The organism is Brachybacterium atlanticum, assembly GCF_025669985.1.
Taxonomy (GTDB): domain Bacteria; phylum Actinomycetota; class Actinomycetes; order Actinomycetales; family Dermabacteraceae; genus Brachybacterium; species Brachybacterium conglomeratum.
Window position 1 is genome coordinate 25,974 of record NZ_JAKJJW010000031.1, and the last position, 17,845, is coordinate 43,818.

Annotated in this window: 15 protein-coding genes; 12 read left to right on the forward strand and 3 right to left on the reverse strand. The window is 71.4% G+C overall.

From position 1 onward, the window contains the following. The first annotated feature begins 8 nt into the window (after nt 1-8). The 4 genes from L3K22_RS13400 (at nt 9) to L3K22_RS13415 (ending at nt 2,800) form a co-directional block, all read left to right on the forward strand. Entirely contained in the window at nt 9-497 is a 489-nt protein-coding gene (locus L3K22_RS13400) for an SRPBCC family protein (RefSeq protein ID WP_083305794.1), read from the forward strand. A gap of 230 nt (nt 498-727) precedes the next feature. Continuing rightward, on the forward strand, nt 728-1,255 hold the full coding sequence (locus tag L3K22_RS13405) for an SRPBCC family protein (protein WP_263311818.1): 528 nt from the start codon (nt 728-730) through the stop codon (nt 1,253-1,255). Between the two features lie 40 nt (nt 1,256-1,295). Continuing rightward, a complete protein-coding gene (fdhD, locus tag L3K22_RS13410; RefSeq protein WP_263311819.1) occupies nt 1,296-2,168 on the forward strand; it encodes a formate dehydrogenase accessory sulfurtransferase FdhD in 873 nt (290 codons plus the stop codon). A 173-nt stretch (nt 2,169-2,341) separates the two neighbouring features. After that, the gene (locus L3K22_RS13415; RefSeq protein WP_263311820.1) at nt 2,342-2,800 is read left to right on the forward strand and encodes an ASCH domain-containing protein; all 459 of its coding nucleotides are present in this window, start codon (nt 2,342-2,344) and stop codon (nt 2,798-2,800) included. Nucleotides 2,801-2,977: 177 nt separating this feature from the next. On the opposite strand, the gene L3K22_RS13420 is transcribed toward L3K22_RS13415, so the two are convergent. After that, entirely contained in the window at nt 2,978-3,937 is a 960-nt protein-coding gene (locus L3K22_RS13420) for a sugar-binding transcriptional regulator (protein WP_263311821.1), read from the reverse strand. Nucleotides 3,938-4,083: 146 nt separating this feature from the next. Here L3K22_RS13420 and L3K22_RS13425 point away from each other — a divergent pair, with 146 nt between their 5' ends. The 4 genes from L3K22_RS13425 to putP all read left to right on the forward strand — a co-directional run bounded on the left by L3K22_RS13425 (nt 4,084) and on the right by putP (nt 10,170). Further along, entirely contained in the window at nt 4,084-5,841 is a 1,758-nt protein-coding gene (locus L3K22_RS13425) for a glycerol-3-phosphate dehydrogenase/oxidase (RefSeq protein WP_263311822.1), read from the forward strand. A 153-nt stretch (nt 5,842-5,994) separates the two neighbouring features. After that, entirely contained in the window at nt 5,995-6,714 is a 720-nt protein-coding gene (locus L3K22_RS13430; protein WP_263311823.1) for an MIP/aquaporin family protein, read from the forward strand. 97 nt (nt 6,715-6,811) lie between these two features. Further along, a complete protein-coding gene (gene glpK, locus L3K22_RS13435) occupies nt 6,812-8,356 on the forward strand; it encodes a glycerol kinase GlpK (protein WP_263311824.1) in 1,545 nt (514 codons plus the stop codon). A 251-nt stretch (nt 8,357-8,607) separates the two neighbouring features. Beyond that, nucleotides 8,608-10,170, forward strand: a complete 1,563-nt coding sequence (gene putP / locus L3K22_RS13440) for a sodium/proline symporter PutP (protein ID WP_263311825.1) — start codon at nt 8,608-8,610, stop codon at nt 10,168-10,170. Between the two features lie 209 nt (nt 10,171-10,379). On the opposite strand, the gene L3K22_RS13445 is transcribed toward putP, so the two are convergent. Together L3K22_RS13445 and L3K22_RS13450 are read right to left on the reverse strand one after the other, a co-directional pair. After that, nucleotides 10,380-11,255: an SMP-30/gluconolactonase/LRE family protein gene (locus L3K22_RS13445; protein ID WP_263311826.1), complete on the reverse strand. Its 876-nt coding sequence runs from the start codon at nt 11,253-11,255 to the stop codon at nt 10,380-10,382. Between the two features lie 102 nt (nt 11,256-11,357). Then, nucleotides 11,358-12,836, reverse strand: a complete 1,479-nt coding sequence (locus tag L3K22_RS13450; RefSeq protein WP_263311827.1) for an FGGY-family carbohydrate kinase — start codon at nt 12,834-12,836, stop codon at nt 11,358-11,360. A 388-nt stretch (nt 12,837-13,224) separates the two neighbouring features. On the opposite strand from L3K22_RS13450, the gene L3K22_RS13455 reads away from it, so the two are divergent. From L3K22_RS13455 to L3K22_RS13470, 4 genes are all read left to right on the forward strand, one after another. Next, complete coding sequence (locus L3K22_RS13455; protein ID WP_263311828.1) at nt 13,225-14,172, forward strand: sugar-binding transcriptional regulator; 948 nt, start codon at nt 13,225-13,227, stop codon at nt 14,170-14,172. A gap of 174 nt (nt 14,173-14,346) precedes the next feature. Beyond that, nucleotides 14,347-15,435, forward strand: coding sequence for a zinc-binding dehydrogenase (locus L3K22_RS13460; protein ID WP_308445944.1), 1,089 nt, complete (start codon nt 14,347-14,349; stop codon nt 15,433-15,435). 104 nt (nt 15,436-15,539) lie between these two features. Further along, a complete protein-coding gene (locus L3K22_RS13465; protein WP_263311829.1) occupies nt 15,540-16,895 on the forward strand; it encodes an RbtT/DalT/CsbX family MFS transporter in 1,356 nt (451 codons plus the stop codon). Nucleotides 16,896-17,038: 143 nt separating this feature from the next. After that, nucleotides 17,039-17,824: an SDR family oxidoreductase gene (locus tag L3K22_RS13470; RefSeq protein WP_263311830.1), complete on the forward strand. Its 786-nt coding sequence runs from the start codon at nt 17,039-17,041 to the stop codon at nt 17,822-17,824. Nucleotides 17,825-17,845: the final 21 nt, after the last annotated feature.

Consider the following 17,845-nt stretch of genomic DNA (forward strand, 5'->3'; position numbering starts at 1 on the left):
GTGGAGGGATGAACACAGAGCAGACCCATCTGACCGTCACCCGCACGATCGACGTGCCCGCGAAGGACGTGTTCGCGGTGCTCACCCTGCCCGCCCGCCACCACGAGTTCGACGGCTCCGGCTTCGTCCGCGCCGCCGACGACACCGAGCGGATCACCGCTGTGGGCGAGAAGTTCGTGATGAACATGCACGGTGACCACATGGGCGGCGACTATCGCACCCACAACTTCGTCACCGCGTACGACGAGAACAAGATGGTGGGCTGGAAGCCCGCTCCCGAGGGGGAGGACGGCAGCGCCCCCGAGGGCCCGAAGGGCTGGGAGTGGCTCTACGAGCTCACCCCGCAGGGCTCGGACGCGACCGAGGTGTCGCTGACCTACAGCTGGTCCGACGTCACCGATCCCGAGCTGCTCAAGCAGATCCGCTTCCCGATGATCCCCGAGGAGGATCTGGAGCAGTCGCTGAACCTGCTTGCCGCCGCGGTCACGAAGGACTGATCGCGCAGGTCGCCGCCGCGGCCACGAAGCGCCGGTGCCGGAGCCCGCCCGCCCGTCCGGGTGGGCGGGCTGCTGCGCGCCCGGGCCACCCACGCATGGAACGCCCGCATCCGCAGCGCACACCCCCGGCCGAGCCCGTCAGCCTGGGAAGGAGCCTCGCCCGGGCCGCCGATCTCTGGCACGCTTCGTGAGGACGGCGACGACGCCGCCCCGACCCGAGGAGCACCGTGATGGCCGACGCCCAGTCACTCCCCGCCGACGCCCCCGTCCCCGACGAGATCGTGCACAGCGTGCTGATCGACGCGAGCGCGGAGACGGTCTTCGCGGTCATCCGCGAACCCGGCTGGTTCATCAACGACGGCGAGTACCGCGAGCACGAGATCACCACGTCGGGCCCGGTCACACGCGTGGTCGACCCCGCCCACGGCAGCTTCCAGCTCGCGATCGAGGCGCACGAGCCGCCGAACCGTGTCGCGTTCCGCTGGCTCGGCGGCGGGCTCGGCGAGATCTCCGACGCCCCGAACAACACTGTCGAGTTCGTCATCGACCCCGCCGGCACCGCGGCCCGGAACAGTGTGCGGCTCACCGTGCGCGAGCGCGGCTTCGCGAAGCTGGGCCTGGACGAGGCGGTCCGACGGCGCAACTATGAGGAGAACCTCCACGGCTGGCAGCAGGAGCTCGACCTCGCCAAGCGCCTTGCGGAGAACGGTCGCGACGGCGCCGCCGCGTCGGGATCCGGGGACGACGCCCACGGCTGAGGGCACGCCGCACCGCAGGTCGGAGGGCTATCCTCGAGGGATGGGCAGGGTCACCGACAGCACGCGGATCCGCACCGTCAGGGTGCGGGACGGGAAGCTCTATGCCGGGCGCAAGGGCGACCACGTCGCCGTCGAGGAGCCGCTGGACATCCGCCTGAACGGGCAGCAGCTCTCCCTCACCATGCGCACCCCCGGCAACGACGTCGAGCTGATCCACGGCTTCCTGCACGCAGAGGGTCTGATCCGTGACCGTGAGGACGTGGCCGAGGCCCGCTACTGCGACGGCGCCGTCGTCGACGCCGGCAGCGGCTTCGCCCAGAACACCTACAACGTCATGGACTTCACGACCACCCGGCCGCAGCTGCTGCCGCAGGTCGCACGCGCCTTCACCACCACCTCCGCCTGCGGGGTGTGCGGCGCGGAGAGCATCGACGCCGTCCGGCAGAAGAGCCGGTACACGCTGCTGCAGTCCTGGGTGGCGGACCCGCACGTGATCCTCCGCGCCGCCCGCGAGCTCTCCGACCAGCAGGTCGTCTTCGCCCGCACCGGCGGCGTCCATGCCGCCGCGCTCGTGGACCTCGAGGGGAACCTGCTCGTGGTCCGCGAGGACGTGGGCCGGCACAACGCTGTCGACAAGGTCATCGGCTGGGCCCTGCTCGAGGATCGCCTGCCGCTGCGGGACTGCTTCCTGCTGGTCTCCTCCCGGGCGAGCTTCGAGATCGTCCAGAAGGCCTGCATGGCCGGAATCCCGCTGGTCGCCTGCGTCTCCGCCGCGAGCTCCCTCGCCGTCGAGACCGCCCGCGAGTTCGGCCAGACGCTCGTCGGCTTCACCCGCGCGCGGGACGACGGCGATGGCCGCATGAACCTCTACACCCACCCCGAGCGCCTCGACCTCTCCGCTGCCGAGGGCTGACAGGGCAGGGTGGCCCGACCTGCTCCTGCGGTCCGGCTCGGATGGCTCGCACCCGTCGGCCGTACTCGCAGGCAGGATCCGTCGGCCGCACTGTGCGGCCGGCCCGGTGGACGGGCCTCGCCGGTCGGTGCCGATGGTCGGCTCCGCGTCTTCGTGCCCGGTAGGGTGCGGGGGTGACCAGCGACGACGCCGCCCTCCAGCAGTTCTGGGCCGAGGCCCGCACCGCCCGCCCCGAGCTGCCCGAGCACAGGCCGGAGGCCTGGGCGTTCGGCGCCACCCCCGAGCACGCCGACGGGCTGCTCCGCCTCGTGCTCGACGGCGTGAAGACGGGGACCGCCTCCGCGCTTCGGGACTACGAGGCCGACGGGGACCCGCTCCCGGAGGTCGGCGAGCTGTCGATCATCCTCGACGGCAGCGGGGCGCCCCGCGCGGTGCTGGAGACGACGGAGGTCACGACCGTCCCGTTCGACCAGGTCACCGCCGAGCACGCCCACGCCGAGGGGGAGGGCGATCGGACCCTCGCGGCCTGGCGGCAGATCCACGAGCGCTTCTGGACCGAGCACTCGCACGGCGGCTTCGCGCCGGACATGGTCGTCGTCTGCGAGCGGTTCCGCCTGATCCACCCCCGCTGACCGCCCCACCCAGTCGCTGTGCCGCCTGCTGCGCGGCCCGGCGACCGTCCCGATCGCCGTTCTCCCTGCCCGGGTGCCGGCTACGTGCGATCGAGACGTGGATATGTGCCGATATCCGCCGCCATACCGACACATCGCCACGTCTCGGTGTTGTGATGCCGGGGCGGGGACCTCGCCTCAGCGCAGGGCGAGCAGCGCCGTGGCGGTGACCGCATCGAGGACCAGGTCCGTCGCGACCCCGGCCCGCAGCGCCGCCCGCAGCGGCAGCGCCTTGCGAGAGCCGGAGGCGACCAGGAGGCGGCGCGGGATCCGGGCCAGGCGGTCCGGGGCGGTGCCCGATCCGCGCGCGTTCATGGCGATGTCGCGGAAGGTGCCGTCGGCCCGCAGGAACACGGTGCACACATCGCCCACCGCGCCGTCGGCCCGCAGTGAGCGCAGGTCCGCAGCCGTGAGGTAGTTGTGGGTGTAGACGTGGCTGGGGACCTCCGCGTCGAAGGCGCCGACGCTGAACACTGCGACCGTGGCCTGCGTCTGCGTCTCCAGCACCCGCTGCACCGAGCGCTCGTGCCACATCGCCTCGCGCGTGGCGGCGTAGTCGAAGAAGGCCGGGACCGGGAACTGGTGCACCGTCGCGTCCCATCGCTCCGCCGCCCGGGCGAGCACGGTCGCGATATAGGTCAGGCCCGAGCCCTCGACGTTGATCGCGCCGTTGAGCTGCACGATCCGCATCCCGGGAACGGGGCGTGGTCGGACCGTGCCCAGCAGTGCCGCGACCGTCGTGCCCCAGGCGATGCCGAGCGTGGAGCCGGGCTCGAGCATCTGATCGAGCAGCTCCGCGGCCTCCTCGACCACGGCGGCGAGGCGGTCGCGCTGATCGCTCTCGGGCGGATCCGGCACCACGTGCACCTTCACCCCGTACTGGCGGGCGATGCGTCGTCCGAGGTCCTCCACGCGATGCGCCTCGGGCGGGCGCAGGGTGATCTGGACCAGGCCGGCCTCGCGCGCGTCCCGCAGCATTCGTGACACGGTCGAGCGGGACACCGCGAGCTCTCCGGCGATCGCCTCCATGGTCTGGCTCTGCCCGTAGTACATCCGTGCAGCGGTGAAGAGGTCCTCGAGCCGGGAAGCGGGGGTCATGGACACCAGTCTTGCACGTTCGTGCACCTGGCTTGCGCGATGCTGCACGCCCGTCCCAGGATGGCCGTGTCACCGCCGCGGAGAGCGCGACGGGCCCGGCCGCGAGCGCCGGGATCACCAGGTGCCGATGCGAAGGAGCAGCCAGCGTGTCCGAACAGCAGCGATCCGCACTCACCCCCGAGGGCCGCGGCGAGCACCTCGCCCGCCTGCGCGCCACGACCGCCGAGAACCCGCTGGACGTCCTCGTCGTCGGAGGCGGGGTGAACGGGGCGGGCGCCGCCTTCGACGCCGCCACCCGCGGCCTGTCCGTCGGCCTCGTGGAGTCCCACGACTGGGCCTCCGGCACCTCCTCCCGCTCCTCCAAGCTCATGCACGGCGGCCTGCGCTACCTGCAGATGCTCGACTTCAAGCTGGTCGCCGAGGCGCTGCGCGAGCGCGATCTGCTGCTCGAGCACACCGCCCCGCACCTGGTGAAGCCGATCAAGTTCGTCTTCCCCTTCTTCAAGAAGGTCATCGACCGCGGCTTCATCGGCTCCGGCGTCATGCTCTACGACGCGATGCAGTCGGTGGGCCGCAAGCGCGCCGTCCCCTTCCACCGCCATCTCCTGCACGACAAGATGCTCGAGGTGTTCCCGGCGCTCGACGGCGACAAGGCCGTCGGCGCGCTCGAGTACTACGACGCGCAGGTCGACGACGCCCGCTTCGTGATGATGCTGGTGCGCTCCGCCGCCCAGCTCGACGCCTCGGTCGCGAACTACACCTCCGTCGTCGACTACCTCCACGAGGGCGAGCGCGTGGTCGGCGCCCGGGTGCGCGACGAGGAGAGCGGCGAGGAGTTCGATGTCCGCGCCCGCCACGTCATCCTCGCCGGCGGCGTCTGGACCCAGGAGCAGCAGGAGCTCGCCGGGGCCGACGGCGGCCTCGAGGTCCTCGCCTCCAAGGGCATCCACGTCACCGTCGCCCGCGACCGGATCCCCGCCGTCCCCGACACCGGCATCATCACCCAGACCGAGAAGTCGGTGCTGTTCATCATCCCGTGGGACGAGTACTGGGTCATCGGCACCACCGACACCCCGTGGACCCAGGACCCCCGCGACGTGGGCGCCACCTCGGACGACATCGACTACGTCCTCGAGCACGCCAACGCCGTGCTCGCCGACGACCTCACCCGCGAGGACGTCATCGGCGTCTACTCGGGCCTCCGCCCCCTGCTGCAGCCCGTGAAGAAGGGCTCGGACAAGGGCTCGACCAAGGTCTCCCGCGAGCACACCGTCATGCAGGTCGAACCCGGCCTGAGCGCCATCGCGGGCGGCAAGTACACGACCTACCGCGTGATGGCCGAGGACGTCGTCGACTTCGCGATCAAGGACACCGAGCCCGGCCGCCCGTCGCTGACCCGCTCGGTCCCCGTCATCGGTGCGCAGGGCTACGCGGCCCTGGTGCGCGACAAGTCCGAGATCAGCAAGCGGATCGGCGGCGAAGAGTCCGGCGCCGACGAGATCCGCGTCGATCGGCTCCTGTTCCGCTACGGCAGCCTGCTCACCGACGTGCTCGCCCTGATCGACGAGGATCCGTCCCTCGCGACCCCGCTCGAGCATGCCCCGCGCTACCTGCGCGCCGAGGTGGTCTATGCCGCCCGCGCCGAGGGGGCCCGGCATCTCGCCGACGTGCTCGAGCGCCGCACCCGCCTGGACTACGAGACTCGTGACCGCGGGGTCGCTGCGGCCGACGAGGTCGCCGCGCTGCTCGCGCCGGAGCTCGGCTGGGACGAGACGACGGTGCGCGCCGAGGTCGACGCCTACCGCGGGTACATAGAGGCCCGTCTCGCCGGGGAGGCCACCGCCTCCGACGCCGAGGCCGCCGCCCGCATCGCGGCCGCCGCGGAGGTGCCCGCCCGCCGCTGACCCAGAACTCCTCCCCGGTCGTGATCCGGCCGGGGAGGCCCTCCGCGGGCGACTCCGCCCGCGGACCATGGGCGGGCAGGACCCGCCCCTCTCCCCACCATCTGGATGCCACCGGTCCCGCAGAGCTGCGGGGCCGCTCGACGAGGAGGCCCCATGGCAACCATCTTCCTGTACGAGATCGCCGGAACGGCGATGCTCACCCTGCTCGGCGGCGGCGTCGTCGCCAACGCGATCCTCGGCAAGACGAAGGGCAACGGCGGCGGCTGGCTGATGATCAACTTCGGCTGGGGCCTCGCGGTCTTCGCCGGCGTGTACGTCGCCTACAAGACCGGCGCCCATCTGAACCCCGCGGTGACCCTCGGCCTGCTCTCCAGCGGCGCCGCGGAGTACGCCCCCGGGATCGCCGTCACCGTCGGCAGCACGATCGCGTACCTGCTGGCGGAGCTGATCGGCGCCTTCCTCGGCGCGATCGTCGCCTGGCTCGCGTACAAGACCCACTACGACCAGGAGACCGATGCCGGAACGATCCTCGGCACCTTCTCCACCGGTCCGGAGATCCGCTCGTACGGCTGGAACTTCGTCACCGAGGTCATCGCGACCTTCGTGCTGGTGTTCGTGATCATCATGTTCGGCAGCACGCCGAGCGGGCTCGGCCCCCTCGCGGTCGCGCTGCTGGTCGTCTCGATCGGCGCGTCCCTCGGCGGACCCACCGGCTACGCCATCAACCCCGCCCGTGACCTCGGCCCCCGCCTCGCCCACGCGATCCTCCCGATCCCGCACAAGGGCAGCAGCGACTGGGGCTACTCGTGGGTCCCGATCGCCGGCCCGATCGTCGGCGGCGTCCTCGCGGGCCTGGCGAGCTTCGCCTTCTGACCCGACCCGCCGCTCCACTGCCGAGCGGTTCCCGTGCGCCGCGCGGGGCTGTCCGGCACCATGACCTCCACCCGTTCATCACCACGAAGGAGTTCCGATGACCGACTCGACGAAGTACATCCTCTCGATCGACCAGGGCACCACCTCGACCCGCGCGATCGTCTTCGACCACGCCGGCCAGATCGTCTCGACCGGCCAGCAGGAGCACGAGCAGATCTTCCCCAGGTCCGGCTGGGTCGAGCACGACCCGATGGAGATCTGGCGCAACACCCGCTCCGTCGTCGGCGCTGCGCTGACCGGCGCGGAGATCAACCGCCACCAGCTCGACGCCGTCGGCATCACCAATCAGCGCGAGACCGCGGTGGTGTGGGACAGGAACACCGGCGAGCCCGTCTACAACGCGATCGTCTGGCAGGACACCCGCACCCAGAAGATCTGCGACCGCCTCGCCGGCGACGAGGGCGCCGACAAGTACAAGGAGCGCGTGGGCCTGCCGCTGGCGACCTACTTCTCCGGCCCCAAGATCGCCTGGATCCTCGAGAACGTCGACGGCGCGCGCGAGAGGGCCGAGGCCGGCGATCTGCTGTTCGGCAACACCGACTCGTGGCTGGTGTGGAACCTGACCGGCGGCGTGAACGGCGGCGTGCACGTCACCGACGTCACCAACGCCTCGCGCACCATGCTCATGAACATCGACACCCTCGACTGGAACGAGGACATCGCGAAGGACATGGGCATCCCGATGTCGATGCTCCCGGAGATCAAGTCCTCCTCCGAGGTGTACGGGCACGGCCGCAAGAATGATCTGCTCATCGACACCCCGATCGCCGGCATCCTCGGCGACCAGCAGGCCGCCACGTTCGGCCAGGCCTGCTTCGAGATCGGCATGGGCAAGAACACCTACGGCACCGGCAACTTCATGCTGGTCAACACCGGCGAGGACCTGGTGCGCAGCGAGAACGGGCTGCTCACCACCGTCGCCTACAAGATCGGCGAGAACAAGCCCGTCTACGCCCTCGAGGGCTCGGTCGCGGTGACCGGCTCGCTCGTGCAGTGGATCCGCGACAACCTCGGCCTGATCAAGGACGCCCCGGAGATCGAGGACCTCGCCAAGCAGGTCGACGACAACGGCGGCCTGTTCGTGGTCCCGGCGTTCTCGGGCCTGTTCGCCCCGCACTGGCGCTCCGACGCCCGCGGCGTGATGGTCGGCATGACCCGCTTCCACAACAAGAACCACATCGCCCGCGCGGTCCTGGAGGCCACGGCCTTCCAGTCCCGGGAGGTCCTCGATGCGGCGATCGCCGATGCGGCCTCAGAGGGCGTGGAGCTCACCGAGCTGAAGGTCGACGGTGGCATGGTCATGAACGAGACCCTCATGCAGTTCCAGGCCGACATCCTCGGAGTGCCCGTCGTGCGCCCGAAGGTCATCGAGACCACCGCGCTGGGCGCCGCTTACGCGGCCGGCATCGCGGTGGGCTACTGGGAGGGCGAGCAGGACGTCGTCGACAACTGGGCCGAGGACAAGCGCTGGGAGCCTCAGATGGACGAGGAGACCCGCGACCGGTACATGCGCCTGTGGCGCAAGGCCGTCGAGCGCACCCTCGACTGGGTCGACGACGACACCGACGCTCTGTACGGCTGATCGACGATCTGCGGCGCCCGGCATCTCGAGGGATGCCGGGCGCCCGCATGTCCGGGGGAGAGGTCACCGTCCGGACACGGAACGAAGTGATCGACGTCACTCCGGCGTAGGATTCGCGGCACCTGCCCTCCCGGGCGCCGGTACGGTGGCGCGTCGTCCCCGACCGGACCGGTGGCCCGCGAGCGACGACATTGCGCACGGACCTCCGATCCGGCCCGTCCGCCCTTCCCCACCAGAGATCGGAGAGACACATGGATCTCGCCTTCAAGCTGGTCGCCCTCGTCGTCTACTTCGGCGGCATGATCGGCATCGGCCTGTACGCCTTCCGCAGGACCAAGGGCGGCGAGGACTACATGCTCGGCGGCCGACAGCTGCACCCCTTCGTCGCGGCGCTCTCCGCCGGGGCCTCGGACATGTCCGGCTGGCTGCTGATGGGCCTGCCCGGCGCGCTGTACATGAGCGGCATGGTCGAGGCGTGGATCGCGATCGGCCTGACCATCGGCGCCGGTCTGAACTGGATCTTCGTCGCCCCGCGCCTGCGCCAGTACACCCAGATCGCCGGCAACGCGATCACGGTGCCGAGCTACTTCGGCAACCGTCTCCACGACCGCACGAACATCCTGCGGATCGCGGCGGGCCTGATCATCCTGGTGTTCTTCACCTTCTACGTCTCCTCCGGCATGGTCGCCGGCGGCGTGTTCTTCCAGTCGATGTTCGGCGGGCCCTACCTGACCGGCCTGCTCCTCGTGGGCGGCGTGACGATCCTGTACACCCTCTTCGGCGGCTTCCTCGGCGCGAGCTACACCGACGTGGTGCAGGGCCTGATCATGCTGGTCTCCCTGATCATCGTGCCGATCACCGCGATGTTCGTCGTCGGCGGGCCCACGGCGATGTTCGCCTCGGTGCGCGAGGTCGACCCCTCCTTCGGCTCCCTCGTCTCCGGCGGCACCTGGGTAGGGATCCTCTCCGCCCTCGCCTGGGGCCTGGGCTACTTCGGCCAGCCCCACATCATCGTGCGCTTCATGGCGCTGCGCTCCTCGCGCGACGCGAAGTACGGCACGATCGTCGGGATGAGCTGGATGATCCTGTGCGTGACCGGCGCCGTGTTCACCGCGATGGCGGGTCTGGCCTACTTCCAGCAGAACCGCGACGTGCAGATCACCGACGCGACGAACGGCGAGTCGGTGTTCCTCGACCTCGCCCAGGTCCTGTTCCATCCGCTGATCGCCGGCATCCTGCTGGCGGCCGTGCTCGCAGCGATCATGTCCACGATCTCCTCGCAGCTGATCGTGACCACCTCCGCGCTGGTCGAGGACATCGTCGGCGGTGTGGGCGTGAAGCTCGGCGACGGCGCCAAGCTGTGGGCCGGACGCATCGGCGTGCTCGTCGTCTCCGTCGTCGCGGTGATCCTCGCCCTGGATCCCGAGAGCTCGGTGCTGGCCCTGGTCGCCTTCGCCTGGGCGGGCTTCGGCGCCGCCTTCGGGCCGATCGTGCTGCTGTCGCTGTTCTGGCGTCGCCTGACGATGGCGGGCGCTGCGGTGGGCATGATCTCCGGCGCGGTGGTCGCCTTCGTCTGGGGCCAGTCCTGGGGTGCGGAGAAGCAGCCTCTCGATGTCACCCTGGGCCTCTTCGGCGGAGAGCATCTGTACGAGATCATCCCCGGCTTCGTGGTCTGCCTGGTGCTCGCGGTCGTGGTCAGCCTGATCACCCCGCAGCCGCCCGCCAAGGCGATGGTGGAGTACGACGACATGCTCGACTCCCTCGCTACGGGCGAGGCCCGGGACCGCTCATCGGAGGAGCCCGCCGCGGCCTGAGCCGTCGGCGTCCCGGCCGGCGGTGCCGTCCCTGGCTTCCGGCCGCCATCCCCGGCCCAGGCCGTCGGTGCCTTCCCCGGCGCCCTGGCCCCGGCGCTGCACACTTCTGCGCTTCTGGCGTGACCTCAACGGCTATACGGCCCTCAGGTCACGCCAGGAGCGCATTCGTCGTCACGGCCAGCCCCGGGGCACGGGGCTGGCCGTCGGGGTCAGGCGTCCGGGTCGGTCTCGTCGGGGTCGCCGAAGAGGTGCTCCTCGGCGGGGCCGACGACGCCCGGACGCACCGAGAACAGCGCGCCGGCTTCCGGATCGTCCCCGTCGGCCACGTTCTCCCGGCTGGTGGTGATGAACAGGGTCCCGCGGTCCTCGCCGCCGAAGGTGCAGGCCGTGACCTGGCGCGCCGCCACCGTGATCCGCTCGGCGATCCCGCCCCGCTCGTCCAGGCCCAGGACCTGAGAGCCGCCGAACATCGCCACCCACACCCGGCCCTCGGCGTCCAGGCACAGCCCGTCCGGGCCGCCGTCCTCGCCGGAGAGGTCGGCGAAGGGCCGGCGCTCGACGAGCCCGTCGGCGTCGGACCAGTCGAAGAGGTCGACCCGCCCGGTGGGGGTGTCGACGTAGAAGGCGCGCGTCCCGTCGGCCGTGAAGGCGAGGCCGTTGGAGATCGTGAGGTCCCCGAACTGCCGGGTGGTGGTGCCGTCGGGCATCAGGCGCCACATCGCGGCGGCGCCGGGCCGCTGGTCATAGGCCATCGAGCCGCACAGGAAGGAGCCGTCCGGCGCGATCGCGCCCTCGTTCATGCGCACGTCCTCGTCCCACAGCGGCGGCAGCGCGCGGATGGACCCGTCGGCGTCCTCGAGGCCGAAGCCCTTCTCGAGGGCGAGCACCGCCCCGCCGTCGGCCGCGGGGCGCACGCAGGCCACGACCGGGCTCGGGGTGGGCAGGCGCCGGGCGGTCCCGTCGGCGCCGAGATGCAGCATGTCACCGGCGAGCATGTCCACCCAGCGCAGGCCGTCCCAGGTCTCTGACCAGTACGGACCCTCCGCGTGGTGACAGAGGGATTCGGTGAGTCGGTCGGCATGCATGGGGCTCCCCTTCCGGGCGCTGGATGCGGTCGACCGGCGCGCGGAGGTGCCGGTAGGGCCACCGTACGGGGTACGACGGCGCGGCGTGCGGGAGTCCCGGCCTCAGTGCTCCTGCATCGCCGCGAGCGCGTGGGTGATCTCGTAGGTCGCGGGGTAGAGGTCGCGGTAGAGCCGGTACAGCTCGTCGTACCGCTCGCGCCGCGCCGGGTCCGGGACGATCTCGTGATCGGTGGGGTTCCAGCGCGAGACGTCGGTGCCGTGGGCGAGGCGCGCGGCGAGCATCGAGCCGCCGTAGGAGGCGCCGACGACGCGCCGCGGTATCCGCTGGACCAGGCCCGTCGCGTCGGAGACGATCTGCGGCCACAGGTCGCTGCGGGCCCCGCCGCCGACGGCCACGACCCGGTCCAGGCTGAGCTCGGCCGCGGTGAGGGTCTCGAGGTGGTGGCGCACCCCGAAGGCGGCGGCCTCGAGCGCGGCGCGGTAGAGGTCCCCGCGGGTGTGCGAGAGGGTCAGGCCCGCGATCACGCCCCGAGCGCCGGGGTCGGCGATGGGGGAGCGCTCGCCGGCGAAGTAGGGGAGCATGACCAGCCCGTTCGCGCCGGGACCGCTGGCCTCCGCCTCCGCGAGGAGCTCGTCGAACCCCGGGGAGCCGGTCAGCTCGCGCAGCCAGCCGGTGATCGCCCCGGAGGACGCCATGCCGCCCGAGAGCGCGTAGGCGCCCGGCTCCACCCCGGAGGTGGGCCACAGGGTGCGGCTCGCGACGGGCTCGACGGTGGTCGCGACGAGGAAGGTGGTGGTTCCGTACATCAGCATCAGGTCGCCCGGGGAGGCGGCGTCGACGCTGACCGCCTCCGCCCAGGCGTCGACGGTGCCGGTGATGACGGGGATCCCGGAGCGCAGACCGGGCACGCGCCGCGTGATCGCGCTCTGCACGGTCCCCGCCGCCTCGCCCGCCCAACGCAGCTCCGGGAGCTCGAGGCCGGGGCCGACCTGCTCGGCCCACTCGGGATGCCACGCCTGGTGGCGAAGGCTGTACATCGGAGCGGACTGGCTGGCGCTGACGTGGTCGAGCACGTACTCGCCGGTGAGGCGGAATGCGAGATACGAGGCCGGCATGAACAGCCGACGCGCCCGCGCATAGACCTCCGGCTCGTGCCGGGCGACCCAGGCGACCTTCGGCCCGGCCGCCTGCGAGGTGAGCATCCCGCCGCAGTGCGCGACGATCTCCTCCCTGCCCAGCACGTTCGTGAGGTGGCGGATCTCCTCGCCCGCGCGGGTGTCCACTCCGTAGAGGATCGCCGGGCGCACCGGTTCGCCGCGCTCGTCGGTGAGCAGCACGCAGGGGCCCATCCCCGAGACGCCGATCGCGGTGACTTCCGCAGGGACGTCCGCGGCGCCGGTCGCGGTGAGCTCGCGGGCGATGTCCACGAACTCCTCCCACCAGATCTCCGCGTCCATCTCGACGTGGCCCGGGGCGGGGCGGGAGACCGAGTGCTCGCGCACGGCGGTGGCGAGGATGGTCCCGTCGAGCGCGACGAGGGTGCCCTTCGTGCTCGAGGTGCCGACGTCGACGCCCAGCACGGCGGGGACCCTCGCGCCGGCTGGCGCTCCGGCCGCTCGGGGCGCGGCCGACGGGGCGGACGAGGCGGTGGGGGCGACGGATCCGGCGGTGGTCGCCGCCGCCGTCCGCGAGGCGGGCTGCGCTGCCGGCGCCGCGGTCGCTGGCGACGCTGCCGAGGAGTCCGACGGAGCAATCCGCGGAGCAGGGGTCGTCGCCCCCGTGCCTGCCGTCATCGCGCCGCCTCTCCGTGCCGTCATCGCCGCGGACCATCCTGCCACCGACGGCCCTGCCCGGGGCGCAGGACGGGGCCCCGTTCCGCAGCACTGCCCGGCGTTCACTAGGATCATCGGCGCGAGCCCCGTCGCCCCGGGGCCCGGACACGGCCTTGACGGAGAGGGAGGAGCATCGATGCTCGAGACCGCGATGGACCTCCAGCTGCTCCACCGCGCCGCCTCGGCCTACTACGTCGACGGGGTGCGTCAGGCCGAGGTCGCCGAGCGCCTGGGCGTCTCCCGGCCCACGGTCTCCAAGCTCCTCGCCGAGGCGCGACGGATCGGGATGGTGCGCTTCGAGGTGCTCGAGCCGCCGACCGCCGACCTGCCCGATCTCGCCGCCCGCCTGCAGGATGTGCTCGGCGTCCGCTCCGTGCGCATCGCCCCGGGGAACCAGGTCCAGCGCGACTACCGCGGCATCGGCGACCTGCTGGGGGAGGAGCTGCGCTCGCTGGACCTGCAACGGGGCGATGTGCTGCTGATCTCCTCGGGCAAGACGACCTACGCCGTCAGCGGCATGCCCGGGCTGCCCGAGCTGCCGGGAGTGGTGATCGCCCCGACCGTCGGCGGGCAGCAGGAGACCGACCCGTCCTTCCAGACCAACGAGATCGTGCGCCGCTTCGCGGACCGCACCCGGGCCGAGCCGAGGTTCATGTTCGCCCCGGCGAGCCCCTCGGAGCAGCTCTGGGAGTCCCTGCAGGCCGACCCCAGCTTCCGCGAGATCACCGACCTGTGGGCGCGGGCCCGCGCCGTGGTGGTCGGGATCGGCGAGCCCTACCAGGGGCGCGCGGCGCTGACCTCCGTGGTGCCGCGCGACGAGACGGCGCTGCTCCCGGCCGTCGGCGACATCAACCTCCACTTCTACGACATCGACGGGCATCCGGTGAGCTATCCCGGCTCGGAGCGGCTGGTGCGCCCGCCGCGCGCGCTGCTCACCGCGCTGCCGACCTCGATCGCGATGGCGGCGGGGGAGCGCAAGGCGCCCTCGATCCTCGCCGGCGCCCGCGCCGGGCTGTACACGACGCTGCTGACCGACGAGCCGACGGCCCAGGCCGTGCTCGCGCTCGTCGCCTCGATGGGCTGACCCCGCCCGATCCGCCCCGTGGCATCCCTCTGACCTGCGACACCCTGATCGTGAACATTTGTGCTTGACGTTTGTTCCCAGTCTGCCTAGAGTGTTCCTGGTCAGGCCCGACCCGTCGGCGCGCGCTGTGGCGCCCCAGGCCGGGCGGAACGTATCGAAGGAGATGTGTCTTACGTGAGCCAGCTGCCCGCCACCATGCAGGCCGTCGTCATGCATGCCCCCGAGGACTACCGCCTCGAGGAGCGCCCGGTCCCGACCCCCGCCGCCGATGAGCTCCTGATCCAGGTCGAGGCCGTCGGCGTCTGCGCCTCCGACCTCAAGGCCTACGCCGGCGCCGCCAAGTTCTGGGGCGACGAGAACCGCGACCGCTGGGTCGAGCCGGGCATCATCCCCGGCCACGAGATCACCGGCACCGTCGTGCAGGGCTCCGACGAGGTCCTCGCCCACCACGACGTCTCCGTCGGCGACCGCATCGTCGTCGAGCAGATCGTCCCCTGCGGCGAGTGCATGTACTGCCAGCGCGGCTGGTACTGGATGTGCGCCCCGCACGACATGTTCGGCTTCAAGCACTACCACGGCGGCATGGCCGAGTACATGATCGTGCCGAAGCTCGCCCGCGCCCACAGGATCTCCAAGGACATCGCACCGCAGCACGCCGCCTACGCCGAGCCGCTGTCCTGCTCGATGCACGCCGTCGAGCGCGCCGAGCTGGAGTTCGACGACGTCGTCGTCATCGCCGGCGCCGGCCCCATCGGCCTCGGCGCGATCATCGGCGCGGCCCACAAGAACCCCAAGCTCGTCATCGCCCTCGACTTCGACGACGAGAAGCTCGAGCTCGCGAAGAAGTGCGGCGCCGACCTCACCCTGAACCCCTCGAAGGTCGACATCTACGAGGAGATCCGCGGCCTCACCGGCGGCTACGGCGCCGACGTCTACATCGAGTGCACCGGCCACCCCAGTGCTGTGCCGCAGGGCCTGAACCTGCTGCGCAAGCTCGGCCGCTTCGTGGAGTACTCCGTGTTCAAGGAGAACGTCTCCGTGGACTGGTCGATCATCTCCGACGACAAGGAGCTCGACGTGCGCGGGGCACACCTCGGCCCGCACACCTGGCCCGCCGCCATCAAGATCATCGAGAAGGGCGACCTGCCGCTCGACGAGATCTGCACCCACCAGTTCGGCCTCGCCGACTTCCAGAAGGCCCTCGACTCGGTCGCCGACTCCGCCGGCGCCTCCGTCAAGGTCTCCATCCTCCCCGGCCGCTGAGCGCGGCCCCGCTGATCCCGGATCAGCCCTGGCGGGGCGGCCGACGCCTCGATGATGCCGTCGGCCGCCCCGAGCCTCTCCCCCTCGCACACAGGAGTGCCCTTATGAGCGCCGTACCCTCGACCACCCAGCCCGGACCCGCCGTCCCGGCCGCCGGGTCCTCCCAGGAGACCTTCCTGGACCGACTCGGCATCCCCCATCCGCTGCGGTGGGGCTTCCTCGGCGTGCTCGTCTTCATGACGGGCAACGGCGTGGAGACCAACTTCGTCTCCCCGCACATGGCGAACGTCTTCGGCGGCGGCGACGACATGATCAACGTCGCCGCCACCATCATCACCTTCTACTCCCTCGCCTCGCTGGTCGGCTCGTACCTCGCCGGCGCCCTCTCGGATCTGTGGGGCCCGCGCAGGGTGATGCTGCTCGGCCTCGTCGTCTGGCTGGTGTTCCAGGCCGCGTTCCTGGGCGCGCTGTCCACCGAGTCGATCCCACTGGTGGCCGCGACCTACTTCTTCCGCGGCTTCGGCTTCCCCCTGTTCGCCTTCTCCTTCCTGGTGTGGGTCAACGCCGTGGTCCCCAAGGAGCGCAACGGTGCGGCGGTCGGATGGTTCTACGTCATGTTCACCGGCGGCATGCCCACCATCGGCTCGCTCGTCGCGATCGGTCTGATCCCCGCCTTCGGCGGCGGCTTCTTCGGTGAGCGCTGGGCCATGGCCGTCTCCTCGGTGATCGTGATCGCCGGCTTCCTGATCGCCTGGCTCGGGGTGCGCGAGAAGCACGGCTCCCTCCGCCTGGCCCCGGAGGGCGAGACCTCCCGCCAGGTGATCTTCTCGGGCGTGCACCTCGCGTTCACGAACAAGCGCGTGATGATGGGCTTCCTGACCCGCCTGATCAACACCGCCCCGCAGTTCGGCATGTTCATCATCCTGCCCACCGTCATCGCCGAGACCCTCGGTTGGGGGCAGAGCCGCTGGCTGCTGATGACCTCGATCGTCTTCGCCGGCAACATCCTGTTCAACGCCGCCTTCGGCGCCCTCGGCGATCGCATCGGCTGGACCACCACGGTGCGCTGGTTCGGCATCGTCGGCTCCGCGATCGGCCTGCTGCTGTGGTGGTACGTGCCGCACTGGGTGCCGGCCGGCTCCGACTGGGGCTTCGTCGTCGCCGTCATCGCGGGCACCGTCTTCGGCATCCTGCTGGCCGGCTTCGTGCCGCTGGGCGCGATCATGCCGGCGCTCGCCCCGGACCACAAGGGCGCCGCGATGGCGATGTACACGACCGCCGCGGGCGGTGCGACCTTCCTCGGCTCGGCCGTGGTCGCCGTCGTCCGCCCCTGGGGAGGGGACGTCGGCGTGGTCTGGGCGTTCGTGGTCCTGTATGTCCTCGCCTTCCTGATGACCTTCGCGCTGAAGGTCGACCAGCCCCGCGTCGGCAAGAAGCACATCGCCGCCGCCGAGGCATGATCCGCGCCCCGGGGGCCGACGGGATGACCGTCGGCCCCCGGGCCCCGGCCGATCCGCCCGCTCGTCCGTCGCGCCCCGCCCCGCGCGCAGCGCCCGTCGGCCCCGACGGCCCCCGTCCGCCCACTGCTTCGAAGGAGTCCTCCATGACCTCCGCCATCAGCCCCATGTTCGACCTCACCGGCCGCACCGCCCTCGTCACCGGCGGCGCGAAGGGCCTCGGCCTCGCGATGGCCCGCGGCCTCGCTCAGCACGGCGCCCCGATCGTGCTCGCCGACATCGACGACGCGACCGGCGAGCAGGCCGCGAAGGACCTCGCCGCGGAGACCGGGGTGGAGGTCTCCTACCGCCACCTCGACGTCACCGACCAGGCGATGGTCGAGAAGGTCGTCGCCGAGATCGACCAGGAGGTCGGCGGGATCGAGATCCTGCTGAACAACGCCGGGCGCACCATCCACCACCCGGTCGAGGACGGCGACGGCGAGAAGTGGCGGGCCGTGATGAGCCTGAACCTCGACGGCGTCTACCACGTGCTCTCGGCCGTGGGCAGGCGCATGCTCGAGCGGGGCCGCGGCAGCATCATCAACACCGGCTCCATGAGCGGCATCATCGCCAACGTGCCCCAGACCCAGGCCTCCTACAACGCCTCCAAGGCCGCGGTCCACAACCTCACCCGCTCCGCCGCGCTCGAGTGGGCCTCCCGCGGCGTGCGCGTGAACGCGATCGCGCCCGGGTACATGCGCACCGAGCTGACCCGCGGCTTCTATGAGGAGGGCGGCGAGCAGATCGACATCTGGAACGCGATGACCCCGATGTCCCGCCCGGGCGAGCCGGAGGAGCTCGCCGGCGCCGCCGTGTACCTCGCTTCCGACGCCGCGAGCTTCGTGACAGGCTCGATCCTGTCGATCGACGGCGGCTACACCGCCGCCTGAGCCCCGGCGGCCGACGGGCCA